This window comes from Brevundimonas sp. 357, from assembly GCF_003938605.1.
Classification (GTDB): Bacteria; Pseudomonadota; Alphaproteobacteria; order Caulobacterales; family Caulobacteraceae; genus Brevundimonas.
This window is the reverse complement of record NZ_RHWX01000004.1, coordinates 115,452-141,124: the sequence shown is the minus strand read 5'-3', so window position 1 is coordinate 141,124 and position 25,673 is coordinate 115,452. Positions and strand designations below refer to the sequence as shown.

The 25,673-nt window shown below is 66.6% G+C and carries 25 protein-coding genes; 9 read left to right on the top strand and 16 right to left on the bottom strand.

What is annotated here, in order from left to right; all coding sequences use genetic code 11:
- Positions 1 to 119 precede the first annotated feature (119 nt).
- Genes EGK63_RS05230 through EGK63_RS05215 form a run of 4 tightly spaced genes read left to right on the top strand, consistent with a single transcriptional unit; the run spans position 120 to position 3,632 of the window.
- The gene (locus EGK63_RS05230; protein WP_125900249.1) at positions 120 to 1,238 is read left to right on the top strand and encodes a flagellar basal body P-ring protein FlgI; all 1,119 of its coding nucleotides are present in this window, start codon (positions 120 to 122) and stop codon (positions 1,236 to 1,238) included.
- Complete coding sequence (locus EGK63_RS05225) at positions 1,238 to 1,546, top strand: rod-binding protein (RefSeq protein WP_125900248.1); 309 nt, start codon at positions 1,238 to 1,240, stop codon at positions 1,544 to 1,546. Before EGK63_RS05230 ends, EGK63_RS05225 begins: the two co-directional genes overlap by 1 nt.
- A complete protein-coding gene (locus tag EGK63_RS05220; protein ID WP_125900247.1) occupies positions 1,543 to 1,983 on the top strand; it encodes a flagellar basal-body protein FlbY in 441 nt (146 codons plus the stop codon). Before EGK63_RS05225 ends, EGK63_RS05220 begins: the two co-directional genes overlap by 4 nt.
- 47 nt (positions 1,984 to 2,030) lie before the next feature.
- Positions 2,031 to 3,632, top strand: a complete 1,602-nt coding sequence (locus EGK63_RS05215) for an EAL domain-containing protein (protein ID WP_125900246.1) — start codon at positions 2,031 to 2,033, stop codon at positions 3,630 to 3,632.
- Here the strand turns inward: EGK63_RS05215 and EGK63_RS05210 are convergent.
- Positions 3,605 to 5,206: an ABC-F family ATP-binding cassette domain-containing protein gene (locus tag EGK63_RS05210; RefSeq protein ID WP_125900245.1), complete on the bottom strand. Its 1,602-nt coding sequence runs from the start codon at positions 5,204 to 5,206 to the stop codon at positions 3,605 to 3,607. The two genes, EGK63_RS05215 and EGK63_RS05210, sit on opposite strands and share 28 nt — an antisense overlap.
- Positions 5,172 to 5,309, bottom strand: coding sequence for a hypothetical protein (locus tag EGK63_RS16445; RefSeq protein ID WP_165906539.1), 138 nt, complete (start codon positions 5,307 to 5,309; stop codon positions 5,172 to 5,174). Before EGK63_RS16445 ends, EGK63_RS05210 begins: the two co-directional genes overlap by 35 nt.
- Before the next feature lie 130 nt (positions 5,310 to 5,439).
- Here EGK63_RS16445 and EGK63_RS05205 point away from each other — a divergent pair, with 130 nt between their 5' ends.
- Both EGK63_RS05205 and uvrA read left to right on the top strand, forming a co-directional pair.
- Positions 5,440 to 6,003 (top strand): group III truncated hemoglobin, encoded by a 564-nt coding sequence (locus EGK63_RS05205; protein WP_243637582.1) that lies wholly within the window; start codon positions 5,440 to 5,442, stop codon positions 6,001 to 6,003.
- A 96-nt stretch (positions 6,004 to 6,099) separates the two neighbouring features.
- Positions 6,100 to 9,039: an excinuclease ABC subunit UvrA gene (gene uvrA / locus EGK63_RS05200; RefSeq protein ID WP_125900244.1), complete on the top strand. Its 2,940-nt coding sequence runs from the start codon at positions 6,100 to 6,102 to the stop codon at positions 9,037 to 9,039.
- A gap of 205 nt (positions 9,040 to 9,244) precedes the next feature.
- On the opposite strand, the gene EGK63_RS05195 is transcribed toward uvrA, so the two are convergent.
- Complete coding sequence (locus EGK63_RS05195; RefSeq protein WP_125900243.1) at positions 9,245 to 10,135, bottom strand: hypothetical protein; 891 nt, start codon at positions 10,133 to 10,135, stop codon at positions 9,245 to 9,247.
- A 21-nt stretch (positions 10,136 to 10,156) separates the two neighbouring features.
- Positions 10,157 to 11,095, bottom strand: a complete 939-nt coding sequence (locus EGK63_RS05190; RefSeq protein ID WP_125900242.1) for a hypothetical protein — start codon at positions 11,093 to 11,095, stop codon at positions 10,157 to 10,159.
- A gap of 109 nt (positions 11,096 to 11,204) precedes the next feature.
- On the opposite strand from EGK63_RS05190, the gene trmFO reads away from it, so the two are divergent.
- On the top strand, positions 11,205 to 12,611 hold the full coding sequence (gene trmFO, locus EGK63_RS05185) for a methylenetetrahydrofolate--tRNA-(uracil(54)-C(5))-methyltransferase (FADH(2)-oxidizing) TrmFO (RefSeq protein WP_125900241.1): 1,407 nt from the start codon (positions 11,205 to 11,207) through the stop codon (positions 12,609 to 12,611).
- Here the strand turns inward: trmFO and EGK63_RS05180 are convergent.
- Complete coding sequence (locus EGK63_RS05180) at positions 12,608 to 13,813, bottom strand: MFS transporter (protein WP_125900240.1); 1,206 nt, start codon at positions 13,811 to 13,813, stop codon at positions 12,608 to 12,610. The genes trmFO and EGK63_RS05180 overlap by 4 nt on opposite strands.
- Positions 13,814 to 13,877: 64 nt before the next feature.
- On the opposite strand from EGK63_RS05180, the gene EGK63_RS05175 reads away from it, so the two are divergent.
- A complete protein-coding gene (locus EGK63_RS05175; protein WP_125900239.1) occupies positions 13,878 to 14,369 on the top strand; it encodes a MarR family winged helix-turn-helix transcriptional regulator in 492 nt (163 codons plus the stop codon).
- On the opposite strand, the gene EGK63_RS05170 is transcribed toward EGK63_RS05175, so the two are convergent.
- Both EGK63_RS05170 and EGK63_RS05165 read right to left on the bottom strand, forming a co-directional pair.
- Positions 14,366 to 14,899, bottom strand: coding sequence for a rhodanese family protein (locus EGK63_RS05170; RefSeq protein WP_125900238.1), 534 nt, complete (start codon positions 14,897 to 14,899; stop codon positions 14,366 to 14,368). The two genes, EGK63_RS05175 and EGK63_RS05170, sit on opposite strands and share 4 nt — an antisense overlap.
- Positions 14,900 to 14,925: 26 nt before the next feature.
- Positions 14,926 to 15,243: a helix-turn-helix transcriptional regulator gene (locus tag EGK63_RS05165; protein ID WP_125900237.1), complete on the bottom strand. Its 318-nt coding sequence runs from the start codon at positions 15,241 to 15,243 to the stop codon at positions 14,926 to 14,928.
- 67 nt (positions 15,244 to 15,310) lie between these two features.
- On the opposite strand from EGK63_RS05165, the gene EGK63_RS05160 reads away from it, so the two are divergent.
- Positions 15,311 to 16,186, top strand: coding sequence for an MBL fold metallo-hydrolase (locus tag EGK63_RS05160; protein WP_125900236.1), 876 nt, complete (start codon positions 15,311 to 15,313; stop codon positions 16,184 to 16,186).
- Here EGK63_RS05160 and EGK63_RS05155 read toward each other — a convergent pair.
- The 9 genes from EGK63_RS05155 to EGK63_RS05115 form a co-directional block, all read right to left on the bottom strand.
- Positions 16,183 to 16,815, bottom strand: a complete 633-nt coding sequence (locus tag EGK63_RS05155; RefSeq protein WP_125900235.1) for a squalene/phytoene synthase family protein — start codon at positions 16,813 to 16,815, stop codon at positions 16,183 to 16,185. The genes EGK63_RS05160 and EGK63_RS05155 overlap by 4 nt on opposite strands.
- A 129-nt stretch (positions 16,816 to 16,944) precedes the next feature.
- Entirely contained in the window at positions 16,945 to 17,916 is a 972-nt protein-coding gene (gene secF, locus EGK63_RS05150; RefSeq protein WP_125900234.1) for a protein translocase subunit SecF, read from the bottom strand.
- Complete coding sequence (secD, locus tag EGK63_RS05145; RefSeq protein ID WP_125900233.1) at positions 17,916 to 19,514, bottom strand: protein translocase subunit SecD; 1,599 nt, start codon at positions 19,512 to 19,514, stop codon at positions 17,916 to 17,918. Before secD ends, secF begins: the two co-directional genes overlap by 1 nt.
- Positions 19,515 to 19,553: 39 nt before the next feature.
- Complete coding sequence (gene yajC, locus EGK63_RS05140; protein WP_003165259.1) at positions 19,554 to 19,868, bottom strand: preprotein translocase subunit YajC; 315 nt, start codon at positions 19,866 to 19,868, stop codon at positions 19,554 to 19,556.
- Between the two features lie 146 nt (positions 19,869 to 20,014).
- A complete protein-coding gene (locus EGK63_RS05135) occupies positions 20,015 to 21,109 on the bottom strand; it encodes a peptidoglycan DD-metalloendopeptidase family protein (protein WP_125900232.1) in 1,095 nt (364 codons plus the stop codon).
- Between the two features lie 126 nt (positions 21,110 to 21,235).
- Positions 21,236 to 21,880 (bottom strand): protein-L-isoaspartate(D-aspartate) O-methyltransferase, encoded by a 645-nt coding sequence (locus tag EGK63_RS05130; RefSeq protein ID WP_125900231.1) that lies wholly within the window; start codon positions 21,878 to 21,880, stop codon positions 21,236 to 21,238.
- Positions 21,877 to 22,668 carry a 5'/3'-nucleotidase SurE gene (surE, locus tag EGK63_RS05125; protein ID WP_125900230.1) on the bottom strand — a complete coding sequence of 264 codons (792 nt, stop codon included), beginning with the start codon at positions 22,666 to 22,668 and terminating at the stop codon, positions 21,877 to 21,879. Before surE ends, EGK63_RS05130 begins: the two co-directional genes overlap by 4 nt.
- Positions 22,668 to 24,143, bottom strand: a complete 1,476-nt coding sequence (serS, locus tag EGK63_RS05120) for a serine--tRNA ligase (protein ID WP_125900229.1) — start codon at positions 24,141 to 24,143, stop codon at positions 22,668 to 22,670. The genes surE and serS overlap by 1 nt, the downstream gene beginning before the upstream one ends.
- A gap of 217 nt (positions 24,144 to 24,360) precedes the next feature.
- Positions 24,361 to 25,668 (bottom strand): YceI family protein, encoded by a 1,308-nt coding sequence (locus EGK63_RS05115; RefSeq protein WP_125900228.1) that lies wholly within the window; start codon positions 25,666 to 25,668, stop codon positions 24,361 to 24,363.
- Positions 25,669 to 25,673: the final 5 nt, after the last annotated feature.

Sequence of the window (25,673 nt, the reverse complement as noted above, 5' to 3'; positions counted from 1 at the left end):
GCAAAACCTGCCGCCAGGCGTCGGACCCAAAATCGATCAATGTTGAATTCACTGACGTTTTCCTTCGGCACGATCCTCGCATGGTTAATCGCGAACGCTCACGCAGGGACGTCTGTCGTATGCAGAAGTTGCTTACCGCCCTTATCGGCCCGGCCATCGCGGCCCTGGTTCTCGCCGCACAGCCGGGCGCGGCCGAGGCCCAATCGCGCATCAAGGACATCGTCTCCATCGAGGGCGTCCGCTCGAACCAGTTGGTCGGATACGGCCTGGTGGTCGGCCTGAACGGCACGGGCGACAGCGTCCGCAACTCCCCCTTCACCCGACAGTCGCTGGAGGGAATGATGGAGCGCCAGGGCGTCAACATCCGCGGCGCCAACCTGAACACCAAGAACGTGGCCGCCGTCATGGTCACGGCGGAACTGCCGCCCTTCGCCACGCCGGGTTCGCGGTTGGACGTCAGCGTCTCGGCCATGGGCGACGCCAAGAGCCTGCTGGGCGGCACGCTGCTGGTCACGGCTCTGCAGGGCGCTGACGGCGAAATCTACGCTGTGTCGCAAGGTTCGGTTCAGACCGGCGCCGTCTCGGCCTCGGGCGGCTCGGGCTCCTCGATCACCCGCGGCGTTCCCACGGCGGGCCGCATCGCCTCGGGCGGCGTGGTCGAGCGCGAGACCGGCTTCGACCTCGGCTCCATGCCGGTGGTGCGCCTGAACCTGCGTAATCCGGACTTCACCACGGCCCAGCGCATCGCCGCCGCCATCAACCAGACCTACCCCCAGAGCGCCTTCGCTGAAAACGGCACCGTGGTCGCCATCCGCGCGCCCCAGAACTTCGGCATGGCCGGCTTCCTCAGCCGGGTCGAGAACCTGCCGGTCCAGATCGATTCCCCGGCCAAGGTCATTATCGACGAGGTCAACGGCGTCATCGTCATGGGCGAGGCCGTCCGCATCTCGACCGTCGCCGTGGCCCAGGGCAACCTGACGGTCTCGGTCCAGGAGACCCCTCTGGTCAGCCAGCCCGAGCCGTTCAGCCGTGGCGGCCAGACCGTCGTCGTGCCCCAGTCGGACATCAGCATTTCGGAAGAGACCGGCCGTCAGATGCGGATCGTGGGCGGCTCGACTTCCCTGTCCACCCTGGTCAACGGCCTGAACGCCCTGGGCGTCAGCCCGCGCGACATGATCAGCATCCTGCAGGCCATCAAGGCCGCCGGCGCCCTTCAGGCCGAAATCGAGGTGATCTGATGAGCCCCCTCGCCGTCTCTCCCGACCTGCTGCGCGCCAATGCCACCGCCAGTCCGGCCCTGTCTGAGAACCAGAAGGCCATGCGCCGTACGGCCGAAGCCTTCGAGGCCAGCTTCCTGTCGCAGATGATGAAGCCCATGTTCGAGGGCCTGAGCACCGAAGCGCCCTTTGGCGGCGGCGCCGGCGAGGCCGCCTGGCGCGGCTTCCTGGTCGACGCCATGGCCCAGCAGACGGTGAAGGCCGGCGGCGTCGGCCTGGCCGACAGCGTCCTGGCCCAGATGATCAAGATGCAGGAGCAAGGCGCATGACCGCCGATGTCGAAACCGCCGCTCTGCGCGTGCAACACCTGACGCGCCTGACCCGCGACCTGACCGAGCGCCTGTCGTTGGAAATGGAGGCGCTGCGCGCCCATCGCGCCCAGGATCTGAACGAGGGGATGGCCCAGACGCAGGAGATGGCCAATCTCTATCGTCGCGAATCCGCCCAGGTGAAGGCCAATCCCGCCGCCATCGCCGTCGCGCCGGAGGCTGATCGTCACGCCCTGATCAAGGCGACCGAGGCCTTTGAAGCGGTGCTGGCCGAGCACGCCGTGACCGTGGAAGCGGCGCGCCAAGTCTCCGAAGGCCTGGTCCGCACCATCGCTGCGGAGGTGGCGGGCGCCCGCGCACAGGGCGTGGGCTATGGCGCTTCGGGCCAGGCCATGCAGGGCGACGGGCGGGCTGTGGCGTTGAACCGCACCGCCTGAGGCCAACCGTCGCCATTCCTTAACAGCCCACGTCCTATGGCTTTGGCATGACCCTGACCCCGCGCCTTCTGGGCCTGGCCTTCGCCGCCGCCGACGCCCTGATTGAAGTCGATCAGCATGGCGTGGTGCGCTTCGCCCTGGGTTCAGGCGCCGTCGCGGGCCAGCAGACAGCCGCCTGGGTCGGTCATCCCCTCAGCGACCGCCTGTCGATCAACAGCGCGACGGCTCTTCAGAATCTGCTGGGAGCGCTTCGTCCCGGTCAGCGCAGTCCGGCCGCCGAGGTGCTGGTCGACTGCGGCGACGGCCGGATGCGCCGCGCCACCCTGCGCGCCTTCGCCTTGCCCGACATCGCCCCGGCGCAGTCCTGCGCCCTGTCCTATGAAGGCGAGCCCTTTGTCGTCGAGGACACGCCCCTTCCTGTCGGCGCCCCGATCAGAGACGCCGAAGGCTTCCTCAACCATGCCCGCGCCGGCCTGTCGGGCGGCGAGACAGGCGCCCTGCAGCGGCTGGCTCTCGCCTTCATCGACGTAAACGGCCTGCAAGGCGTCGACCCAGCCACGCTGGAGCGGGTCCACAGCCGTATCGGCGCGACCCTGAACGCCGCCTCTCACGACGGCGCCAGCGCAGGTCAGTTGACGCCTGATCGCTATGCCCTGATCCGCAACCTGGACGATACGCGAGACCTGGCGGCGGAAATGCAGAAGGCCGGTCAGGCCGAGGGTCTGGCCCTGTCCGCCATCGCCACCCAGAGCGCCCTGGGCGGCGACGCCGCCTCGGCCCTGCGCGCCATGCGTTTCGCTATCGAAGGCTGTTTGAAGGAGGGCGGGATGGATCAGCCTGAACTATCCTTCGCCGACTCCCTGCAACGCACGCTGAAGGACGCCGAACGCTTCCGCAGCATCGTGCGCGACCGCGAGTTCGCCCTCTATTATCAACCCATCGTCGACCTGAAGACGCGGGCCGTGCATCACTTCGAGGCGCTGGCCCGCTTCGGCAAGGGATCCGGCCCAGCCGCCGCCATCCGGATGGCCGAGGAACTAGCCCTGATCGAAGGCTTCGACCTGGCCGTGGCCGAGAAGGCGGTGCGGCGCCTGCGCGAGCCGGGCGGCGGCCTGCTGAAGATCGCCGTCAACGTCTCGGGCGCGTCTCTGGCCAATGACGCCTATGTCGCCGCCCTGCTGAAGATGACCGCCTCGGCGCCCGATGATCGCCGCCGTCTGATGGTCGAGGTGACAGAGACCGCCGCCCTGGCCGATCTGGCCGCCGCCGACCGCCGTCTGGGCGCCCTGCGCAACGCGGGGATCAAGGTCTGCATCGACGATTTCGGGGCAGGCTCGGCCTCATTCGACTATCTGCGCGGCCTGTCGGTGGATGCGGTGAAGATCGACGGCGCCCTGGTGCGCGATATCGACATCGACGCCCGCACCCGCACCCTGGTCGCCCACCTGGTCGAGCTGTGCGGCTCGCTGGACCTGGAGACCATCGCCGAGATGATCGAGACGGATCAGGTCGCTGACGCCCTGCGCGACCTAGGCGTCACCCACGGTCAGGGCTGGCTGTTCGGTCGGGCCGAGGCCGAGCCGCGCACCACGCTGAACACCCCCGCGATCCGCGGCCGCCGTCAGGGCGTGGTCGAGGGCTGGAGCTGACCGCCCTTCAGCACAAGGGTCCGGTCGACGCCCAGATTCGCCAGAAAGTCTGCGTCGTGGCTGACCACCACCAGAGCGCCGTCATAGCCTGACAGGGCCGCCTCCACCGCTTCGACGGAATCGATGTCCAGATGGTTGGTGGGTTCGTCCAGCACCAGCAACTGCGGCGGCTCCGTTCCGGTCATGACGCAGGCCAGGGCCGCGCGAAGCCGTTCGCCGCCGGACAGCTCGCCCACACGTCGGTCCGCCTGCATATTGCGGAACAGAAAGCGCGCCAGCGCCGCTCTCGCCGCGTTCGGCGTCCCTTGCGGATTCAGCCGCAGCCAAGCCTCGACGAGGGTTTCGTCCGGTTTCAGCATCGCCGCCTGCTGATCCAGCAGAGCCGCGCGGACCGGACGCTCAATCGCCCCCGCCGACGGCTCGGTCAGACCCGCAATCAGCTTCAACAGCGTCGTCTTGCCCGCTCCGTTGGGACCGACCACGGCGACGCGCTCCGGCCCGGTCAGGCGCAGCGAAAGCGGCCCCAGCAAGCGGCGTCCGTCATTGGCCGTCACGACCGCATCACTCAGGTTCAGCACCGTGCGCCCGCCAGGCAGGCCCGTCGACGGCATGGCCAGCGCCATGTGACGCACGCGTTCGACACGCTCGCGCGCCTCGGCCAATTCCGCCTCGACCGCCTGACGCTTGCGTTCGGCCAGACGTTGGCCGCGCGCGCCGCTCTCCTCGGCCCGCTGGGCCTGAGCGTCGAGCAGTATCTTGGGATCGGAGCTGTTGGCGCGCGCCGCCTTGCCCGCCCGGTCGCGCCTCGCTTGACGCTCCATCGCGGCCTGGTTCTCGCGTTGAACCCGGCCGACGGCGCGTTCGGCCTGCTCCAGATCTCGCTCGGCGGCGGCTCGCTCGGCGTCGCGGCGCTCGACGTACAGATCCCAGCCGCCGCCATGAACTCGCGCGCCCAGACCGGAAAGCTCCACAATGCGATCCACGCGGCGCAGCAAGGCGCGGTCGTGGCTGACCAGCACCACCCCGCCCGGCCAATCGGCCACGACATCGGCGATCATGGCGCGGGCGTCAATGTCCAGATGGTTGGTCGGCTCGTCCAGCACCAGCAGGTCCGGCGCGGCCAGCTTCAGACCCGCCAGCCGCAGCCGCGTCTGTTCGCCGCCGCTGAGGTCCGCCGTACGGCGGTCCAACGCCAGTTCGGCCAAACCGACCTCGGCCAGAGCCGCCTGCATCCGCTCTTCCAGCGTCCAGTCCGCCTCGGCCATGTCATCCAGCGAACCGTCCCCCGCCAGCACTCGGCGCAGAACGGCCAGAGGCGCAGCGACGCCCAGCGTATCGGCGACCGTCTCATCATCAGCCGGAGTCTGCGCCTGCGCCAGCCAACCGACGGTTCCGGCGCGTGTGAGCGCGCCTTCAGCAGGCGCGCTCAGACCGGCGACAAGGCGCAGCAGCGTGGTCTTGCCCACGCCGTTGCGACCCACGACGGCCGTGCGTTCGCGCCCGAAGGCGAGCGTCAGATTGTCGAAGAGGCCTCTGCCGTCAGGCGTGCGGGCCGCGACGCTGTTGAGCGTCACGAGCGCGGATGCGGACTGGTTTGGGCTTGGGTTGAGCGAGGACATAGGCGAACACGAGCAGCGGCATGGAAAGGGCGAAACCGATTTCCAGGGTGCTGATCATGATCGTCGCGCCTCCTCACTGATACGTTGGCCGAGTGAAGGATGGGGACGGACGTTTCGTAACGCAACCCCCAATTTGCGGCGCAGCTTTCGCAATGCAGCGAGAACCGCCGCCTTGGACAATCGGCGTCATGGCCTTCGTCGTCGTCGCCTCCTATCTTCCCGACATGAGCACGCCCGACCGTCCCGTCGCCTTCCGCATCGATCGTCCCGCACCGGATCGAGCCGAAGCCGCCGCCCGTCGCGAAGCCGCCGTCGCCCGCATCCGCGCCGAGACCGGTATCGACGAAGCCATGATCGACGCCCTGGTCGAGGGCTTCTACGCCAAGGTGCGCGAAGACGACGTCATCGGCCCGATCTTCGACGCCCGCATCGACGACTGGGGTCCGCATCTGGAGCAGATGAAGCTGTTCTGGTCGTCGGTCGCCCTGTCGACCGGCGTCTATCAGGGGCGGCCCATGCCGAAACACCTGCCCCTGCCCGTCGACGCCCGCCATTTCGACCGCTGGCTGGGGCTGTTCGAAGCCACCGCCCGCGAACTATGCCCGCCCGTCGCCGCCGAACACTTCATCGTCCGCGCGCACCGCATCGCCGAAAGCCTTGAGCTGGGCGTCGCCAACGCCAACGGCGTCCTGGTCGGTCCCGGTGAACGCTACCGCCGCCCGGAAACGCCGTGGACGCCTGAAGCAGACTAGAAGTTCTCATATTGTTCTTGCTGTTTCCGGCGAATTGATCCCCATATAGCGTCGTCGCCCCGGACCGTTCCGGGGTCTTCCGCGTTCCCGGATTCCATGACCGAAAAGCACAACTTCATTCGCGTTCGCGGCGCCCGCGAGCACAACCTCAAAGGCGTCGATCTCGACATTCCGCGCGAGCAGCTGGTGGTCATGACCGGCCTGTCCGGGTCGGGCAAATCCTCGTTGGCGTTCGACACCATCTATGCCGAGGGCCAGCGCCGCTATGTCGAAAGCCTGTCGGCCTATGCGCGCCAGTTCCTGGAGCTGATGGGCAAGCCGGACGTGGACCTGATCGAGGGCCTGTCCCCGGCCATCTCCATCGAGCAGAAGACGACGTCGAAGAACCCGCGCTCGACCGTCGGCACGGTCACGGAAATCCACGACTACATGCGCTTGCTTTGGGCGCGCGTGGGTATTCCCTATTCGCCCGCCACCGGCCTGCCGATCGAGAGCCAGACCGTCAGCCAGATGGTCGACAAGCTGACCGCCCTGCCCGACGGCGAGCGTATCCTGCTCCTGGCCCCGGTCGTTCGCGGCCGCAAGGGCGAGTACAAGAAGGAAATGGCCGAGTGGCAGCGGCAGGGCTTCCAGCGGCTGAAGATCGACGGCGAGTTCTACGCCATCGAGGACGCCCCCGCGCTCGACAAAAAATTCAAGCATGACATCGATATCGTCGTCGATCGCATTGTAACTAAAGAAGGTCTTGAGCCAAGATACGCCGACAGCATCCAGACCGCACTGGGTCTGGCTGAGGGGATCGCCACGGCGGAATGGGCCAGCGCGCCCGAAGGCGAAGAGCCGCGCCGGATCGTCTTCTCCGAAAAGTTCGCCTGCCCCGTTTCGGGCTTCACCATCAGCGAGATCGAGCCTCGGCTGTTCTCGTTCAACAACCCCTTCGGCGCCTGTCCGGCCTGTGACGGCCTGGGGGTCAAGCTGGCTTTCGACGCCGACCTGGTGATCCCCGACCGCGACAAGACCTTGCACAAGGGCGCGGTGGCGCCGTGGGCGCGCGGCCCCTCGCCCCTCTATACGCAGACGCTGCAGTCGCTGGCCCTGCACTACGGCTTCTCGATGGACAAGGCGTGGCGCGACCTGCCGGAGAAGGCGCAGAGCGTCATCCTGCGCGGCTCGGGCGGCGACAAGATCAAGTTCGTCTATGACGACAACGCCCGCAAATACGAGGTCTCCAAGCCGTTCGAGGGCGTGCTGCCGAACCTTGAGCGCCGCTGGCGCGAGACCGACAGCGCCTGGGTGCGCGAGGAGCTGGGCCGCTATCAGTCCGAAACGCCGTGCGAGGTCTGCGGCGGCAAGCGCCTGAAGCCCGAGGCGCTGGCGGTCAAGGTTGGGGGCGAAGACATCGCCGACATCTCCAACCTGTCGATCTCCAAGGCCTTCCTGTGGTTCTCGACGCTGGAAGACGCTCTGACCGAAAAGCAGATCGAGATCGCCCGGCGCATCCTGAAAGAGATCACCGACCGGCTGCGTTTCCTGAACAACGTCGGGCTGGACTATCTAAACCTGTCGCGCAGTTCCGGCACCCTGTCGGGCGGCGAGAGCCAGCGCATCCGGCTGGCGTCGCAGATCGGATCGGGCCTGACTGGCGTCCTCTATGTTCTGGACGAACCGTCCATCGGCCTGCACCAGCGCGACAACACCCGTCTGCTGGACAGCCTGAAGGGGCTGCGTGATCTCGGCAACTCGGTGCTGGTGGTCGAGCACGATGAGGAAGCCATTCTGACGGCCGACTATGTCATCGACATGGGTCCGGCCGCCGGGGTCCACGGCGGCACGGTCTGCGCTGAGGGCACGCCCGCCGAGGTCATGGCCAACCCCAACTCTCTGACCGGCCAGTATCTGACCGGCGCGCGCGAGATCGAACTGCCGCCCGAAGGCCGCCGCCCGATCGACCGCAAGCGGATGCTCAAGGTCTCGGGCGCCACAGGCAACAACCTGAAGAACGTCACGGGCGAGATCCCGGTCGGCGTCTTCACCTGCATTACCGGCGTCTCGGGCGGCGGCAAGTCGACCTTCACCATCGAGACGCTCTACAAGGCCGCCGCGCGGCGTCTGAACAATGCGTCCGACGCCCCCGCTCCCTTCGACCGCATCGAGGGGCTGGAGCATTTCGACAAGGTCATCGACATCGACCAGTCGCCGATCGGCCGCACCCCGCGCTCGAACCCGGCGACCTACACCGGCGCCTTTGGGCCCATCCGCGACTGGTACGCGGGCCTGCCCGAGGCCAAGGCGCGCGGCTATGGCCCCGGCCGCTTCAGCTTCAACGTCAAGGGCGGCCGCTGCGAGGCCTGTCAGGGCGACGGCGTCATTAAGATCGAGATGCACTTCCTGCCCGACGTCTACGTCACCTGCGACGTCTGCAAGGGCAAGCGTTACAACCGCGAGACGCTGGAAATCGTATTCAAAGGCAAGAGCATATCTGACGTTCTGGATATGACGGTTGAAGAGGCGGCGCGCTTCTTCAATGCCGTGCCGTCGATCCGCGACAAGATGCTGACGCTGGAGCGCGTAGGCCTCGGCTACGTCAAGGTCGGCCAGCCCGCCACCACCCTGTCCGGCGGCGAGGCGCAGCGGGTAAAGCTGTCGAAGGAACTGTCGAAACGGGCGACCGGCAAGACGCTCTACATCCTGGACGAGCCGACGACCGGCCTGCATTTCGAGGACACGCGCAAGCTGCTGGAGGTGCTTCAGGAGTTGGTCGAGAACGGCAACACCATCGTGGTGATCGAGCACAACCTCGACGTCATCAAGGTGGCCGACCACCTGCTGGACTTCGGCCCCGAAGGCGGCGACGGCGGGGGCGAGATCGTCGCCGTCGGTACGCCGGAACAGGTCGCCGAGAACCCCGCCAGCTGGACCGGCCGTTACCTGAAGGAGGTGCTGGACCGGCACGAAGAACGCCGCAAGGGCCGCGTCGCCGCCCTGACCGCCGATTCCGCTCCGTCTAAGCGCGCCAAGGCCCGCAAGAGCGCCTGAACTACTTCCAATCCGCTCACCCCGGCGGACGCCGGGGCCCAGTGAGAGCGCCAGTCGGCAATCTGTGAGTCAGGCGCCGCGCCCTGAAGCCAAAGCACTGGATCCCGGCGTCCGCCGGGATGAGCGGAGTGTGATGGTCAGATCCAAAAGAAACGCCGCGCCCCTGTCGGAGCGCGGCGTTTTCATTTCCAACGGCGGCGTCCGATCAAGTCTGCGGCACGCCCTTGATGCCCAGATAGGCGGCCGAGAACGGCGCATAGATGATAGCCGCCTGCGCCGCCGACAGCAGGGCGTTGACCACGCCCCACACCAACAGAGCTGGCCAGAACTTCACGAGCAGCGTGGCGACATTGGTCGTCTCCGCCCCCGCCAGACTCTCCAGACCGCCGAAGATCAGATTCAGCGGCGCGATGACAATGGAGCCCAGCAGTCCCACCAGCATGGACATGACGCCCGCCAACACCGCCATGCCCAGCAGCGGCCAGAAGCGCCCCTTGCTCATGACCCAGCTTTCCTTAAGGGCGATCCTTCGCTCGGCGAAGCTGATCGGCACAACCAGACTCAGACGAACGGCTAGCCAAATCGAGACGCCGACCGTCGCCAACCCAACCAGCACCGCCGGCAGGATCAACACCGGTGCGCTGGTCTCCGCAGCCAGGCCGCCCAGCACGCCGGCCACGCCCATGCCGCCCGCCGTCACACCCAGCATCAGCAATCCAACCGCCAGCATCGCCGCCAGAATCCGCAGTTCATCCAGGCCCAGACGCAGATAGCCGAAACGGCCGTCCTCGGAACGAATGACGGCGCGAGCCACCCCCGTGCTCAGCACGGCGCTGAACAACATCGACAGGGGCAAGGCCAGGAACATCAGCGCCCCATAGGCCCGCATTATGGTCGCCATCTCCTCCATCGACGGCTCGGCGCTCTGCTGGAGTTGTTCAGCCAAGGTGACGACGTTGATCAGACTGCCGCCCGCGACAGCGAAGAAGACGGCGAAAAAGATCACATAGGCTGCGGCCCAGGCCAGGATGGCCAGCGGCGCGCGGCGCGCCAGACGGAAGCCCTCAAAGGCGGATTCGGTGGCGTTGAAACTCATGCTGCTCCTCACGATTCCTGTTCAGCTTAACGCGGCGACGGAAGTTTCGTCCCGTGCCTTCGCATCCAGCATCTGACGACAGGCCGAAACCCAGGGCGCGGTCATGATCACGGTGATCACACCATAGTAGGCCGCAATCACGGGAAACAGGGCCAGGCTCACAGCCATGACGACGCCGGCGTTGAGCTGCGGCGCCGCACCGGCCGCCATCCCCTCAACCCAGGCAAGCAATTGCGACCAGAAGGGAATGCTGATCGCAAACACTACGACAGCGACGATCGTCACAATCAGGACCTGAACGAGCACAGCCAGCAGAAACGTCGTTACGGCCAGCCCCAGCAACGGCGCGACTCGTCCCTTCGTCAAACGCCAGCCGTCGACAAAGGCGAAGTCCTTCAGCCCCACGCTGGCCGGGATGATCATCGACGCCCTCAGCGCCGCCCAGGCCACGCCGACCAGGCCCCCCAGACCGACAATGACGCCCAGGCTCATCGCCGCGGCCTCGGACACCATCCACAGCGCCGCGCCAAAGGCGAAGGCCAGCAGCAGGATGACGAACAGAACTCCGTAGCAACCGATCATGATGGCCACACAGGCCACCGCCACCCGCGCCTCGTCCATGCCGACTCGAAGATCGAAAATGCGGCCCGGCGCCCGTCCAGGCCACAGCACCGCCCGGCAGACCGCCGCGATCACCAGCACATAGATGCACATCTGCGACAGATTCAGCAGCCCCGAGAGCGCCTGTACCCGCATGATGGCGGCGAACGCCTCTGGTCCCGGCTCCTCAGCGGCCATCGCATCGACGCCGATCGAAGCGATCATGTCGATGACCAGTAACGCCGACAGCAACACCGGCAGGGTCAGCAGAATCCCCCAGGCCATCACGTTGAGCGGTTTGCGCCCGATCAGACGAAATCCGTCCGTCAGCGCATCGCCTATCAAGAATCCCTGGGTCATGAACAGCCTCCGCCGTTTTCTATAGGGGGAAACCGCCGCCACGACACCCCGCCCGCATGACGCCGCACAGGTGCATGACAGGACCACGGCGGACGGCTATTAGGCCGCCATGTCGAACACGTCCTCCTCTCCCCGTCCCGTCCACGTCATCGGCGGAGGTCTCGCCGGATCCGAAGCGGCCTGGCAGATCGCCCAAGCGGGCGTGCCCGTCATCCTGCACGAAATGCGTCGGGACGAGCCGGAGCAGGTGCGCACCGACGCCCACCACACCACGGGCCTGGCCGAGCTGGTCTGCTCCAACTCCTTCCGGTCGGACGATTGGGAGTACAACGCCGTCGGCCTGCTGCACGCCGAGATGCGGGCGCTGGACAGCCTGATCATGGCTTCGGGCGACGCCAATCAAGTGCCGGCGGGCGGCGCCCTGGCGGTCGACCGCATCGGCTTCTCGGATGCTGTCACGGCCAAGCTGGAAGCTCACCCCCTCGTGACCATCGTGCGCGAGGAGATCGCGGGCATTCCGCCGGAAGACTGGGACAACGTCATCGTCGCCACCGGCCCGCTGACCTCGCCCGCCCTAGCCGACGCCATCCTGAAGGCGACGGGCGAAGAAAGCCTCAGCTTCTTCGACGCCATCGCGCCGATCCTGCACGCCGACAGCATCGACTTCGACGTGGCCTGGCGCCAGTCGCGCTATGACAAGGAAGGCCCCGGCGGCGACGCGGCGGCCTACGTCAACTGCCCGATGGACAAGGCCCAATACGAAGCCTTCATCGACGCCCTGCTGGGCGGTCCGAAGGCCGAGTTCAAGGAGTGGGAGAACGTCCCCTATTTCGACGGCTGCCTGCCGATCGAGGTCATGGCCGAGCGCGGCCGCGAAACCCTGCGCCACGGCCCGATGAAGCCGGTCGGCCTGACCAATCAGCACAATCCGACGGTCAAGCCCTACGCCATCGTCCAACTGCGCCAGGACAATGCGCTGGGCACCCTGTTCAACATGGTCGGCTTCCAGACCAAGCTGAAATACGGCGCTCAGACCGACGTCTTCCGCATGATCCCCGGCCTGGAGAACGCCCAGTTCGCGCGTCTGGGCGGCCTGCACCGCAACACCTTCCTGAACAGCCCCAAGCTGCTGGACAAGCAGATGCGGCTGAAGGCCCTTCCACGCCTGCGTTTCGCCGGCCAGGTGACGGGGGTCGAGGGCTATGTCGAGAGCGCGGCCATGGGCCTGCTGACCGGCCGCCTGGCCGCCGCTCAGGCGCTAGGCCGCGACCTGGCGCCCCCGCCGCCGGAAACCGCCATGGGCGCCCTGGTGGAGCACATCACCGGCGGACACCTGGAAGGTTCGAAGTTCCAGCCGATGAACATCAACTACGGCCTGCTGCCGCCGCTGGAGGCGCCCAAGGTCGATGAGGACGGCAAGCGCATCCATCCCAAGGAGCGCGGCCGCGCCAAGAAGCGCCTGCAGAGCATCCGGGCCATGGACGCTCTGAAGGCCTGGCGCGACACGGCGGCCTAACGCAGCTTCGCGCCGCCAGGCTTGAAGGCCAGGGTCATAGCCGCCATGGCGACGAGGCCCAGTCCCATCAGCATCCAGGCCTGGCTGAGGTCCGACAGGCGGTCGCGCAGCAGCCCGGCCGCCAGCGGCGACAGGCTGGCGATGATGTAGCCGCCCCCCTGAACGAAGGCGAGCAGATCGCCTGAGCGCACCGGATCGTCGATCTGATCCATGGCCAGGATCAGGGTCAGCGGAAACACCGCGCCGATCCCCAGACCCAGCAACAGCATGACCGGAACCGCCAGACTGACGGGGGTCAGCACCAATCCCGCCAGACCGATCAACGCCAGAGCCACGGCCGCCAGCATCGGCCCACGCCGGTCGGGAAAACGCGCGATGAACAGGGACACCAGCACGCCCGCCGCGACCTCGGCGCCCGTCATGCCGCTGAGCAGGAAGCCCGCCGTCGCGCGCGCCTGTCCCATGTCGACGTAATAAGGCGGCAGCCAGGCCAGCACGAGCGTATAGGCCGAGGTGCCCAGCCCCAGAATCGGAACCAGCGCCCACGCCCTGGGCTGTTTCCAGAACGGAACCTCGGGGTGGGTTCCTTCAGCTACCACGGCGCGGTTCGGCTCCTCGGCCGCCGGGTCGCGCGCGGCGATGATCCAGACGACCGCCGCCAGGAAGGCCGGGACCGCCCATAGCGCCAGCGCCCCGGCCCAACCGACGGCTCCCGCCAAGCCTGCCGCCGTCGCCGCCGCCACGGCCGCCCCGCCCATGATGCCGGTCGTATAGACGCCCATGACCGTGCCGAAACGTGTCGGGAAGGCCCGCTTGATGACAACGGGCGCCAGGGCCTGGATCAAGGCCACGCCGACGCCGACCACGACGGCGCTGGCGATCAGCCCGGCCGTCCCGTCGAAAACCGCTCGCGCCAGACAGGCCAGGCCGATGAGCACCGCGCCCAACAGGATGCCCTTGCGCTCGCCCAGACGTCGCCGCAGCGGCCGGATCGACAGAGCGCCGACGCCGATCATCGCCACCGGCAGGGTGGTCAGCAGGCTGGCCGTGGTCGAATCCATGCCGGTCGCCGCTTCGATCAGATCCAGCAGCGGCCCGACCGCCGCCATCGCCGGGCGCAGGTTCAGCGCCAGGGCGAAGATGGCCGCGATCAGCAGCAGACCCGCGCCGCGCGACGGTTGCGGGGCGTTCGACTGATCCATCCGAGGTGACTCCGGCTGCGAAAGGCGATATTGTCTCGCTATCAAGTATCTTGATGTCAAGACAATGACCGATCGCGCTTCTCGCGCCGCCGCCCAATGGGCGGTCGCGCGTCCCGACCTCGACCTGCTGGCGATGGAGACGCTGGGGCGTCTGCACGAGGCCTCGATTCTGGTGACGCGTGAGCGGCAGGCACCGCTCTACGCCCGCCATGGGCTGCAGCATGGCGAGTTCGATGTCCTGGCCACCCTGCGCCGCGCGCCCTCGCCGGACGGGCTGACGCCGACGGCCCTCTATGAGGCGACGATGATGTCGTCCGGCGGCATGACGGCGCGGCTGGACCGGCTGCAGAAATCCGGCCTGATCGAGCGCACGCCCCACCCCAGCGACCGCCGCGCCTCGTTGGTCAGGCTTACACCCAAGGGCTTCGACCTGATCGACGGCCTGATGCCCCTGCACATGGCTGAAAGCCAGGCCATGCTGGCCGGCCTGTCGCGCGAGGAGCAGGCCGCGCTGAGCGCCCTGCTCGCTCGGCTGATCGGCGCGTTGGAGCCCTAGGCCCGTTTCATCCGGCGGTTCCAGGGCATGACCGCCAGCAGACGCGCCATGCCGCAGAAGCCGGTCGCCCCCGCTACGAACAGGCCCGCCCCGACAAAGGCGCTGATCCCCCAGAAGCCGGGGTGGACCATGACGCCCAGCGCCCCGCCCGCCAGGATCAGCCCGCCCGCCGCCATCTGCACCTGACGCATCAGCTCCAGCGGTTGCTTGCGGTCGGCGACGATCGGCAGGCCCGCCTTCTTCCACGCATCCAGACCGCCCGCCAGGACATGCGCCGGGCCATCGATGCGGGCGGCCAGCCGGTCGCAGTTGCCGGCCGTGCGATTGCCGCTGCGGCACATGAAGATCACGTCCTTGCCGGGATCGAGTCCCAGATCAGCAACCTCGAAAGCGGACAAAGGCGCCGCCACAGCGCCGGCGATGTGTTCGCGCGCGTGCTCGTCCGGCTCGCGTACGTCGATCAGAACGGCCTGACCGGCTTTCAGGCGGGCGGCGACGTCTGCGGGCGACAAAGAGATTAGCGTATTCATCGGATTCTCCGTCAGGGAGGCGGCGCTCAACGCGCCTCAGGCGGGCAAAAGATCTCGGCCAGCACCCCGATCACCTTCAGGGCGGCGGGATCGGCGATGCGATAGAAGACAGCGGTGCCGCTCTTGCGCGCGCTGACCAGCCCGTCCTCGCGCAGGCGCGCCAGATGCTGCGACAGGGCCGACTGCGACAGGCCGAGCTGAAGATCGGACACCTGACGTTCGCCCTCGCCGATCTGACACAGGATCATCAGGCGGTTTTCGTTGGACAACGCCTTCAGCAAGCCCGCGGCGTCGCCGGCGCTGGCCTGGAAACGTTCCAGCCCCATGGCTTCGAGATCGATCATGATGCTCATATATTCAATCTTGCTAAATTAGCAATAACTAATATTTAGGAAAGGAACGGAGACCTCCATGACCCGCCTTCCCGCCCGCCCTGACGTTCTCGGCTTCTTCGATCCGGCCACCCACACCGTGACCTATGTGGTCTCGGATCCGGCGACCAATGCGGCGATCATCATCGATCCCGTGCTGGACTATGATCCGGCTACGGCGCGCACATCGACCGCTTCGGTGGAGCGAGTACTCGACGTCCTCGCCGTGCGCGGCTTGAGGCTTGAGCGCATCCTCGAAACCCACGCACACGCCGACCATCTGACAGGCGCCGATAATATCCGCACCCGCACCGGCGCCCCCATCGGCATCGGCGATAGGATCGCACGCGTACAAAAAACCTTCGGCGCCCTGTTCGACGCCGTGGACGTAACGTCCGACGGCGCAGTCTTCGACGAGACATACGCCGACGGCGCGCGCTTCATGCTCGGCTCGATCCCGGTCGAAGTGCTGCACACGCCCGGTCATACGCCCGCCTGCGTCAGCTATCGAATCGGTGATGCGGTCTTCGTCGGCGACACTCTGTTCATGCCGGACTTCGGCACAGCGCGCTGTGATTTCCCAGGCGGCGACGCCTGCGCCTTGTATCGTTCGATCCAGCGCATCCTCGGCCTGCCAGACGACACACGCGTCTTCGTCGGCCACGACTACCTGCCCGAAGGTCGCACCGAATTTCACTGGGAAACAACGGTCGCCGCACAGAAGAACGACAACATCCACATCGGCGGCGGTTGCTCAGAATCCGCCTTTGTCGCCCTACGCGAGGCGCGAGACGCCACATTGAAGGCGCCGCAGCTGATCTTGCCCGCGCTTCAGGTAAACATCCGCGCCGGCGCCCTGCCCCCAAGCGAAGCATCAGGCAAGCGCTTCATCAAGCTGCCGTTGAACTCAGTCTAGACGCGCCCGCTCAGCACGGCCCAGAACAGCCGCAGCCGCTTGAACGGCTCCGCTTCATCCGCCCGCGTTAACGTCGCGTGCGCCACGGCTGGAAAGGCGGCCGTCGGCAGGCCCTTCAAGGCTGTGTTCGCCGCCCGGCGCATATTTCTGGCCTCATCATTCCGCCCCGTCTGAGCCAGGCCACGCATACGGCCCGCCTCGGCGACCTCCGCCTCATGCCCCTCGCCCGCCAGAATGCGCGCCGCGACCTGCATCGGCCCAGTATAGAAGGCGTCCAGATCATGCGCTTCGCCATGCACTCGGCCGATATGCGCCTGGATCAGAGCGTCAAAGGGTTCGCGTGACAGGCCGTGCCGCGTCACCGCGGCGGTCAGAGCCTCCAGGATCGGGTGGCCGACACGCGGCGCATCGCTGAACGCACCGTCCATCTGCTCGGCCCACCACGTATAGCGCATCTCGGCCAGCAGAGGTTGAGTGACCCGCGTGGGTATGGCCAGCAGCTCGGCCTCGAAAGCGTACAGGGCGATCAGGTCAGCGCGCATCTGCTCATCAGCGACGAACCGGCTGGACAGCCAGCGGTCGGGATCGGCCGCACGGACCTGAGCATCGAGATCAACGGAACTGTTCATGTGCAGGGCCATCGACCATTGCGGTTCGCGGCTCAAGTCCAGATGAGCGGATCGGCCCTTCCTGAACGTAAAAACCCGCCCCTCCTGACTGGAAGAGCGGGTTTGAACGGAGCACGAGCGCGCCTGTTTTTAGGGGCGGCTGGCCATGCCGAACTTGATCGGCTTAGCGTCCTCGTCGGCCGAACCACCGCGCTTCACGCCCCACATCAGGATGATCGGCGCGCCGACATAGATCGACGAATAGGTGCCGATGATGATGCCGACCATCAGCACGATGGAGAAGCCGAACAGGGCCTCGCCGCCGAACAGGGCCAGCACCGCCAGAACGCCGACGGCCGTGACGCCAGTGATGATGGTTCGCGACAGTGTCTCGTTCAGGGACAGGTCGATGACCTCGCGCAGCGGCATGGTCTTATACTTGCGCAGGTTCTCGCGAAGACGGTCGAACACGACGACGGTATCATTCATCGAATAACCGATAACGGTCAGGACAGCCGCGACGGTGTTCAGGCTGAACTCGAAACGGAACAGCACGATCAGTCCGAACGTCAACACCATGTCGTGCACCAGTCCGGCCAGGGCGCCGAAGCCGAACTGCGGCTCGAACCGGAACCAGATGTAGATGAACATCAGCACAATGGCCGCGCCCAGCGCCAACAGGCCGCTGGTAAACAGCTCACCCGATACCTTGGAGCCGACGACGCTGACGCCCGAGTATTTCACCTCGCCCACGGCGTCGTCGATCGCCTTCTCGACCCGCGCGACGACAACGCTCTGACCTTCGCCTTCAGGAATCTGGAAACGGACGATGGCGCTGGAGGCGCTGTCGATGCCTTGCACCTGAACGTCGCCCAGCCCCAGATCGCTGACGGCGCCGCGCACCTGATCCAGTTCCAGAACCTGACCGGCGGGCTTCGACACTTCCATCGAGGCGCCGCCGCGGAAGTCGATGCCCAGGTTCAGACCTGGATAGAAGCAGCCGACGATCGCCGCCACGCACAGGATCAGCGAGATCACGCCGGCGGCGGGCGCATATTTGACGAACCGGAAGTTCGTCTTCTGCGGCAGCAGTTTGATGAGGGGCCATCCACGCATCGCCATCACTCCGCAATCGGCAGTTTCTTGGGCTTGGCGGCCTTGAGCCAATACCCGAGCAGCACCTGGGCGACCATCACCGAGGAGAACATTGAGGTGAAGACGCCAATGGTCAGCGTCCAGGCGAAGCCGCGCACGGGGCCCGCGCCGAACATGAACATGATCAGCGCCGCGACCAAGGTGGTCAGGTTGGCGTCAATGATGGTGCCCATGGCCTTGTTGAAGCCGGCGTCCATCGAGGCGATGACCGAACGGCCGGCCCGCGCTTCGTCGCGCATCCGCTCATAGATCAGCACGTTGGCGTCCACGGCCACGGCGAAGGTCAGCACCAGACCGGCGATGCCGGGCAGGGTCAGGGTCGCGCCGAACAGCGACATGGCGGCGATGATCAGGATGCCGTTCAGCATCAGACCCAGCACCGAAACGCCGCCGAACAGGAAGCCATAGGCACCGATCATGAAGGCGCAGATCAGGATAAAGCCGATGACGGTCGAAACCATGCCCGCAGACACGGCGTCAGCGCCCAGTTCGGCGGTGACGACGCGGCGTTCTTCAACGTTCAGCGGGGCCGGCAGGGCGCCGCCGTTCAGAAGATTCACAAGCTCCGAAGCCGAAGCGATGGTGAAGCTGCCGGTGATCTGCCCGCTGCCGCCGGTGATGGCCGACTGGATGGTTGGTGCTGAGATCACCTTGCCGTCCAGGATGATGGCGAACGGCTTGCCCAGGTTCTGGGCGGTGGCTTCAGCGAAGCGGCGGGCGCCTTGACCGTCGAACTGGAAGTCGATGGCGGGACGCTGGTTCTGGTCCGTTCCGACGCCGGCGCGGGTCAGGTTCTCTCCCGAGACCAGAATGCGTTTCTTGACCAGGTAAGGCGTGCCAAGGTCATCGGTCAGCAGTTGGGCGTCCGGCGGCACCCGGCCGGCCAGGGCGTCGTTTAGCCCCGTCGGCGAGGTATCCACCATCTGGAAGGTCAGTTGAGCCGTGCGGCCCACCAGGCGCTCCAACTCGGCAGGATCGCTCTGGCCCGGGGCCTGAACCACAATGCGGTCGGCCCCCTGACGCGTGATCGAGATTTCCTTGGTGCCCGAGCTGTCCAGGCGACGACGCACGACCTCGATCGACTGATCGACTGCCGTGGCTCCCATGCTGTTCAGAGCCACATCGGTGAAGGCATAGCGGATACGGCCGCCGCCCAGCTTGGTCGCCACGCGATCCGGCTGGCCGGTCGCGCCTGCGCCCTGCTGAGCCATGGTGCGCAGGGCGTTAAAGGCGGCGTCGTATGACGCGCCCTCGGCCACGGTCACGACGACGCCGCCAGCTTCACGCTGCATGCTCGCGATGTTGATCTGCTCTTCCCTGAGCGTGACGCGAACGTCCTCCATCAGGTTGGTGAGGCGCTTTTCACGCATCTCCGGCACGTCAACTTCTAGCAGCAGGTATGAACCGCCCTGCAGATCGAGGCCCAGGTTCAGGCCGTTCTTGGGCAGCCAACCGGGCAGCGCATCGCGCTGCTCCTGGCTGAGCATGCTCGGGAAGGCCAGCAGCAGCCCGATGACGAGCGACAACACGACCAGGACGACTTTCCAGCGCGCAAGCTGAATCATGTCAGGGCTCTCTTCGGGCGAAGGTCAGGGACCGGGCTATCAGCCCTTGTCGTTAGCTGCGATGGCGGTGCGATTGCGGACTTCGGCGATCATCGCCTTGACCACGCGGACGTTCACGCCTTGCGAGATCTCGACCATGGCCTCGGCGTCCTCGACGCGGGTGACCTTGCCGACCATGCCGTTCGACAGGACGACTTCGTCGCCGCGCTTGACGCCTGCGATCAGGGCCTGATGCGCCTTCATCCGCTTTTGCTGCGGGCGGATCATCAGAAAGTAGAACAGAATGAAGATCGCGACGATCGGCGCGATCTGGATGACTAGGGCCATCAGGCCGCCGTCTTGGGTTGCAGTCATTGGAAACTCCCCGACGCGGGCCGCGCCTTCATCGGGGGCCCATCAAAAACAAGGCGCGGAACCTAGGGCGCGCCGGGCCGATTTGCAACGCGACGCAGTGACAAGAGCATCCGGGCGTCGCCGCCCGGACACGCCTTTTCACGCAATCAGCGCGGAAGCACCGTCAGCGGGTCCAGAGCAACCGGATCATCGCCGCGCATCTGACGCACTTCATAGTGGATCGACGGACGCCCATCACCCGCCGTCAGACCCACCGTGCCGATGGCTTGACCGGCCCGAACCTGCGCCCCGTCCCGCACCGTGGCCGAGCCCAGATGCCCGTAGACTGTGCGCCAGCCGTCGCGGTGAACGACCAGAACCGTCAGCCCCTGCCCGACGATGTCATCGCCGACATAGGCCACCGTGCCGTCGGCCGAGGCCTTGACCTCGGTTCCGGCCGAAGCGCCGATGTTGATGCCGTTGTTGCGCTCGCCCATCCCCACCGGACCGAAGCGACGCAGGATGTCACCACGCACCGGCCATTGCAGGGCCAGCGGTTGACCGACCGCCGTCGAGGGCGTGCGAACCGGCGAAGCAGGCGTCGCCGCAGCGGGCGTGCGAGGCGGCGGCAACGGCGCATTACCGCTGGGCGGCGGCGGAGGCGGAGGAACCACGCCGCTGTTCGGCGTACGCACGCCGACAGGCGACGGCCCCATGGCGTAAGGATCAGTCCCGGCGTCCACCGCGCTGTCCGGCAGGATGATGCGTTGCCCAGCCGAGATCGCGCCGCGCGGCCCCAGGCCGTTCAGGTCGATCAGGATCTGCACCGGCGTACGGAAACGACGCCCCACGCCCGAGATGGTGTCGCCCGGTTGGATCACATAGGTCGCGCCAGGCATCGAGGGATTGCCTGCGGCGGGGGGCGGCGTCACCGTGACCGGGGCGCCGGTCGAGGGATAGGCTGGGCCGCCCGGAGGGGGCAGACCGCCGCCCTCGATGCTGCCGGCCGGAGCACGCGGCCCTTCCTCGTACGGCGGAGGCGCAGGTTGCTGCGGCTGTGTCGCCGGGCCCTGGTAATAGGGATTGTTCGGATAGGCGCCGGGCTGCCGGCCCTGGGGTTGCCCCGGCTGTTGCGGATAGGCGCCCGGCGTGGTCGGCCGGGTCGAATAACGCGGCTCGCTCGGATAGGTCGAACACGCTGTAACCGCCAGCGCCCCGCCGACGACAACCGCCGCCCTGATCCAGCCTGTGAAGCCGCTCATGCGTCTCTCCGTATTAACCTTGTCCAGCATTCGAACCCGGTTTGCCCCGGTCCGCCGCAAAATCCAACCCAATAACCCGCGCGAAAGTGGGGCGGAAAGGTTAATGGAGCGGTGAGATTTCGCTCCTCAACCCTCTTTCGCCGTACCCTCGACCAACGGCACGAAGCGGACTTCACACAGGCTCTCGCGCTGGAAACTGCCGTCCGGCTGGCCCGTGTAGCGGTTCAGCATCTGCACCGAGGTGCGTCCCACCGGCGCGACCAGAACGCCGCCCGGCTTCAACTGTTTCAGCAGCTCCGTCGGCTCGTGCGGCGAAGCGGCTGTGACCATGATGCGGTCGAACGGCGCCTGCTCCATCCAGCCCTGCCCGCCGTCGCCGTGGCGAGTGAAGACATTATCGATGCCGAGTATTTTCAATCGGTTTTCAGCCTCATTTAAGAGACTCTTGTAGCGCTCGACCGAATAGACGAAACGCGCCATCCGGCTGAGGACCGCGCACTGATAGCCGCTGCCGGTGCCGATCTCGAGCACCCGGTGGCGCGGGCCGACCTGCAGCGCCTGGGTCATCAGGCCGACGATATAGGGCTGGCTGATCGTCTGGGCGCAGTCGATCGGCAGGGCCTGATCCTCCCACGCCTGATCGAGGAATTTCTCATGGACGAAGACCGCTCGGTCGATGGATTCCATCGCCTTCAACACCCGCGCGTCCGTCACCCCCTGACGCCGCAGCGACAGGATCAATCGGCCCGCGCGGTCGTCCCTGAGGCTCATTTTTCCTGCGGCCCCTTGGGCGGCGCCCCGCCCAGCACCTTCTTCAGATCATTGACCGACTGCATGTGCGTCAGGTCGATATGCAGCGGCGTGACCGAGATGCGGCCCTCGTCCATGGCGCGCAGGTCGGTGCCGTCGGCGTGCTCCTGCGGCGCGCCGCGGAAGGCCATCCAGTAGTAGTCGCGGCCGCGCAGGTCGGTGCGGCGGATGGCGTGCATCTCGCCGATGTCGCGGAAGCCCTGGCGCGTCACCTCGACCGTCTTGACCAGTTCGGGCGGCAGGCGCGGGAAGTTGACGTTCATGACCACGCCCTCCTCCCATTTCTGCTCCAGCAGACGGGCGACGATGCCGGGACCAAAGGCTTCGGCCGTTTCCCAGTGGGCGATCGCCTCGTCGTGGAAACGCTCCAGCGACTGCGACAGGGCGATGGAGCGGATGCCGAAGGCCATGCCCTGAAGGGCGCCCGCCACCGTGCCGGAATAGCTGACGTCCTCGCCGACGTTGTGGCCGCGATTGACGCCCGACAGCACCAGATCGGGCTTCTGAGGCATGATGTCGTTGACGGCCAGAATGACGCAGTCGGTCGGCGTGCCGGTCACGGCGAACCGCTTGTCGCCCAGTTGATTGACGCGCAGCGGCTCGGTCAGGGTGATGCCCCGCCCCTTGGCCGACTGCTCGGTCTGCGGCGCGACGACCCAGACGTCGTCCGATAGGGCGCGGGCGATCTTCTCCAGGCAGGCCAGGCCCTCGGCCTCGATGCCGTCGTCGTTGGTCAGAAGGATACGCATCAGTTGGACGCCACGCCTACAGTCTTGAGTCCGCCCATATAGGGCTGCAGGGCGGGCGGAACCGCGATGGTCCCGTCTTCCTGCTGATAGTTCTCCATCACCGCGACCAGGGTGCGGCCGACCGCCAGACCCGAGCCGTTCAGGGTGTGCAGGAACTCGGTCTTCTTCTCGCCCGCGCGCTTGAACCGGGCGTCCATGCGCCGGGCCTGGAAGTCGCCACAGTTCGAGCAGGAGCTGATCTCACGATAGGTGTTCTGCGAAGGCAGCCAGACCTCGAGGTCATAGGTCTTCTGCGCAGAGAAGCCCATGTCGCCCTTGCACAGCAGCACCTTGCGATAGGGCAGCTCCAGCGCCTGCAGCACCGCCTCGGCGCAGCCGGTCATGCGTTCATGCTCGGCCTCGGAATCCTCGGGGCGGCAGATGGAGACCATCTCGACCTTGGAGAACTGGTGCTGGCGGATCAGGCCGCGCGTATCGCGCCCCGCCGACCCGGCCTCGGCCCGAAAGCACGGCGTCAGCGCCGTCAGGCGCATGGGCTGGGCGACCTCGTCCTCAGAGAGGATCTGCTCGCGCACGAGGTTGGTAAGGGAGACTTCGGCGGTGGGGATGAGATAAAAATCACGCTGCACCTTCACATGGTGTTCCAGCACATCACCTCGCCGCGTCCCGCCAGCCGTCCAAGTGCCGCCTAGCTCTACCGCTTCGTTCAGTCGTTGTTGAGTTTCACCATCTTCGAACCGAACCGCGGGGTGTTGAGTATCGTCCCACGTGAAAGGGTTCGTCGTTTCAAAATCGACAACTGGGGAAGCAAACAGGTCTTCTTTAAATTTCGGAAGCTGCCCCGTGCCGAACATCGCATCACCTTTGACGAGATACGGCGGATTAACCTCAAGATACCCGTGCTTGTCCGTCTGCAGGTCGAGCATGAACTGGCCGATGGCGCGCTCCAGACGCGCCAATTGGCCCTTCAGCACAGCGAAGCGCGAACCGGACATCTTTGCGGCGGCTTCGAAGTCGAGCAGGCCCAGAGCCTCGCCCAGATCGGCGTGATCTTTGGTCAGGCCGGTCGTGCGGGGTTCGCCCCATTTCAGGACTTCGACATTGTCGTTCTCGTCCTCGCCGTTCGGCACGTCGGCGGCGGCGAGGTTCTTGAGACCGGCCAGCAGGTCGCGTAACTGATCGCCAGCAACCTCCTCGTAAAGCCCAGCTTGGTTAATCTCAGATTTCAGCGCCTCGACCTCGGCCTTCAGGCGATCAGCCTCGGCCATGTCCTTCTTGCCCATGGCGGCGCCGATGGCTTTGGAGGCGGCGTTGCGCCTGGCCAGAGCGTCCTGACCGCGCGTCTGGGCGGCGCGCAGGTCGACGTCCAGCGCCAGAATGCGCGCGACGACATCGGCGGCGTCATCCACGCCGCGCGACGACCAGCCCGCAACGAAGGCTTCGGGATTGTCGCGAATGGCTCGGATATCGTGCATGGCGTCGCTCTTTCGGCGCTCAAGGAAGGGAGAGCCGATGGCTGTAGCGCCCCGCGCGGAGTCGGGCAAATGCTGAGGCGGGTTTCATGCCCCGCCCCTCCTCTTCGTCACCCTCGGGCTTGACCCGAGGGTCAGGCGCCGAACACCAGACCGGCGAGACGCCGAAAGCTAGATCCTCGGGTCAAGCCCGAGGATGACGGCGTTTTGGTTCTGAGGCTTACCCCGCCCGCGTCGCCGTCACCTTGATCTCGACGCCGATGGCCTTAGACACCCAGTCGCCGCCCGCGTCGGACGCCATGCCCATGTTCAGCGCCGTGCGGTCCAGCTCCAGCTTGCCTGCGACCGTCGCCGTCCCGTTCGCCTCGTCGAAGGTGAAGGGCAGGACGACCGGGACCGTCGTCGCCTTGATCCGCAGGGTTCCCGTCGCCTCATAGCGGTTCCCGCCCAGCGCCTTGAACGCCGTCGCCTCGAAGCGGGCGGTCGGATAGGTCGCCGTGTCGAACCATTCGGCGCCCGGCAGGCTGCCTTCCTGGGTGGCGTCGCCGGTCTTGGCCGTACCGGTATGGACCGTCACCACGGCTTTCGATCCAGCCAGATCGGCCGGGTCGAACCAGACTTGCGCGTCCCACTGCTCAAATCGACCGGTGAAGGCCTTGCCCGTGTGGGTTCCGGTGAACTGGATGCTCGAAGCGGCCTTATCCACGGTCCAGGCGGCGGCCGTGCCCGGCGCCACAGCGGCGTCGGCCGCAGGCGCAGCGGCAGGCGCCGAGGCGACCGCCTGCCCTTCCGTCTTGGGCGCAGGCTTGGCGGCCAGGCCGAAGGCGGCGCCGATCACGACCACGAAGGCCACGCCTGCCAGCCGCTCGGCCCAACGGACGGCCAGCGTCGGCTCGGGCGCGCCGCCATGCGCGTCGTCGCCATGCGGCAGGACCGGGATCATGTGCGACAGCACGCCGTCGCGCTCAAAGAACTGATGCTTCAGCGCCGCTCCGACGTGCAGAGCGACCAGCACGATCGCGCCCCAGGCCAGCTTGCTGTGCGCGCCCATGGCCATCCACGCCGTCGCGCGGCGGGCGGCTTCGGAAGCATGCTCGATGAAGGGCAGATGCGGAATGGCGAACAGGCCGAACCAGCTGGTCGCCACGGCCAGCGGGGTGTCCGTGACTACGGCCCAGCCGGTCGAGACATAGGCCCACCCCGTCAGCGGCAAGGCCAGCATCAGGGCGTAGAAGGCGGCGTGCGTCGCCCGCGCGGCGAACTGCTCCCACCCCTTCATGGCGCCGGGCAGAGCCGGAACCGGGTGCGTCAGCCGCCACACGATGCGCAGCACCGTCAGCGCCAGGATCAGGAAGCCGATCGACTTGTGAATCTGGAAGACGCGATAGGCCAGCGCCTGGCTGTCCGGCTCGACAATGGCGTCGCTCATCCACCAGCCCATCGGGATCATCGACAGAATGGCGATCGCGATCAACCAGTGCAGGGTGATGGCGACGGCGCTGTATCGGCTGGGGCGGCGGCGGGTCATGAGAG

Bases quoted from the DNA above. Each gene is read 5' to 3' on its own strand.
- EGK63_RS05230 (WP_125900249.1), top strand. From the start codon at position 120: ATGCAGAAGTTGCTTACCGCCCTTATCGGCCCGGCCATCGCGGCCCTG.
- EGK63_RS05225 (WP_125900248.1), top strand. From the start codon at position 1,238: ATGAGCCCCCTCGCCGTCTCTCCCGACCTGCTGCGCGCCAATGCCACC.
- EGK63_RS05220 (WP_125900247.1), top strand. From the start codon at position 1,543: ATGACCGCCGATGTCGAAACCGCCGCTCTGCGCGTGCAACACCTGACG.
- EGK63_RS05215 (WP_125900246.1), top strand. From the start codon at position 2,031: ATGACCCTGACCCCGCGCCTTCTGGGCCTGGCCTTCGCCGCCGCCGAC.
- EGK63_RS16445 (WP_165906539.1), bottom strand. From the start codon at position 5,309: ATGATCAGCACCCTGGAAATCGGTTTCGCCCTTTCCATGCCGCTGCTC.
- EGK63_RS05205 (WP_243637582.1), top strand. From the start codon at position 5,440: ATGGCCTTCGTCGTCGTCGCCTCCTATCTTCCCGACATGAGCACGCCC.
- uvrA (WP_125900244.1), top strand. From the start codon at position 6,100: ATGACCGAAAAGCACAACTTCATTCGCGTTCGCGGCGCCCGCGAGCAC.
- EGK63_RS05195 (WP_125900243.1), bottom strand. From the start codon at position 10,135: ATGAGTTTCAACGCCACCGAATCCGCCTTTGAGGGCTTCCGTCTGGCG.
- EGK63_RS05190 (WP_125900242.1), bottom strand. From the start codon at position 11,095: ATGACCCAGGGATTCTTGATAGGCGATGCGCTGACGGACGGATTTCGT.
- trmFO (WP_125900241.1), top strand. From the start codon at position 11,205: ATGTCGAACACGTCCTCCTCTCCCCGTCCCGTCCACGTCATCGGCGGA.
- EGK63_RS05180 (WP_125900240.1), bottom strand. From the start codon at position 13,813: ATGGATCAGTCGAACGCCCCGCAACCGTCGCGCGGCGCGGGTCTGCTG.
- EGK63_RS05175 (WP_125900239.1), top strand. From the start codon at position 13,878: ATGACCGATCGCGCTTCTCGCGCCGCCGCCCAATGGGCGGTCGCGCGT.
- EGK63_RS05170 (WP_125900238.1), bottom strand. From the start codon at position 14,899: ATGAATACGCTAATCTCTTTGTCGCCCGCAGACGTCGCCGCCCGCCTG.
- EGK63_RS05165 (WP_125900237.1), bottom strand. From the start codon at position 15,243: ATGATCGATCTCGAAGCCATGGGGCTGGAACGTTTCCAGGCCAGCGCC.
- EGK63_RS05160 (WP_125900236.1), top strand. From the start codon at position 15,311: ATGACCCGCCTTCCCGCCCGCCCTGACGTTCTCGGCTTCTTCGATCCG.
- EGK63_RS05155 (WP_125900235.1), bottom strand. From the start codon at position 16,815: ATGAACAGTTCCGTTGATCTCGATGCTCAGGTCCGTGCGGCCGATCCC.
- secF (WP_125900234.1), bottom strand. From the start codon at position 17,916: ATGGCGATGCGTGGATGGCCCCTCATCAAACTGCTGCCGCAGAAGACG.
- secD (WP_125900233.1), bottom strand. From the start codon at position 19,514: ATGATTCAGCTTGCGCGCTGGAAAGTCGTCCTGGTCGTGTTGTCGCTC.
- yajC (WP_003165259.1), bottom strand. From the start codon at position 19,868: ATGACTGCAACCCAAGACGGCGGCCTGATGGCCCTAGTCATCCAGATC.
- EGK63_RS05135 (WP_125900232.1), bottom strand. From the start codon at position 21,109: ATGAGCGGCTTCACAGGCTGGATCAGGGCGGCGGTTGTCGTCGGCGGG.
- EGK63_RS05130 (WP_125900231.1), bottom strand. From the start codon at position 21,880: ATGAGCCTCAGGGACGACCGCGCGGGCCGATTGATCCTGTCGCTGCGG.
- surE (WP_125900230.1), bottom strand. From the start codon at position 22,668: ATGCGTATCCTTCTGACCAACGACGACGGCATCGAGGCCGAGGGCCTG.
- serS (WP_125900229.1), bottom strand. From the start codon at position 24,143: ATGCACGATATCCGAGCCATTCGCGACAATCCCGAAGCCTTCGTTGCG.
- EGK63_RS05115 (WP_125900228.1), bottom strand. From the start codon at position 25,668: ATGACCCGCCGCCGCCCCAGCCGATACAGCGCCGTCGCCATCACCCTG.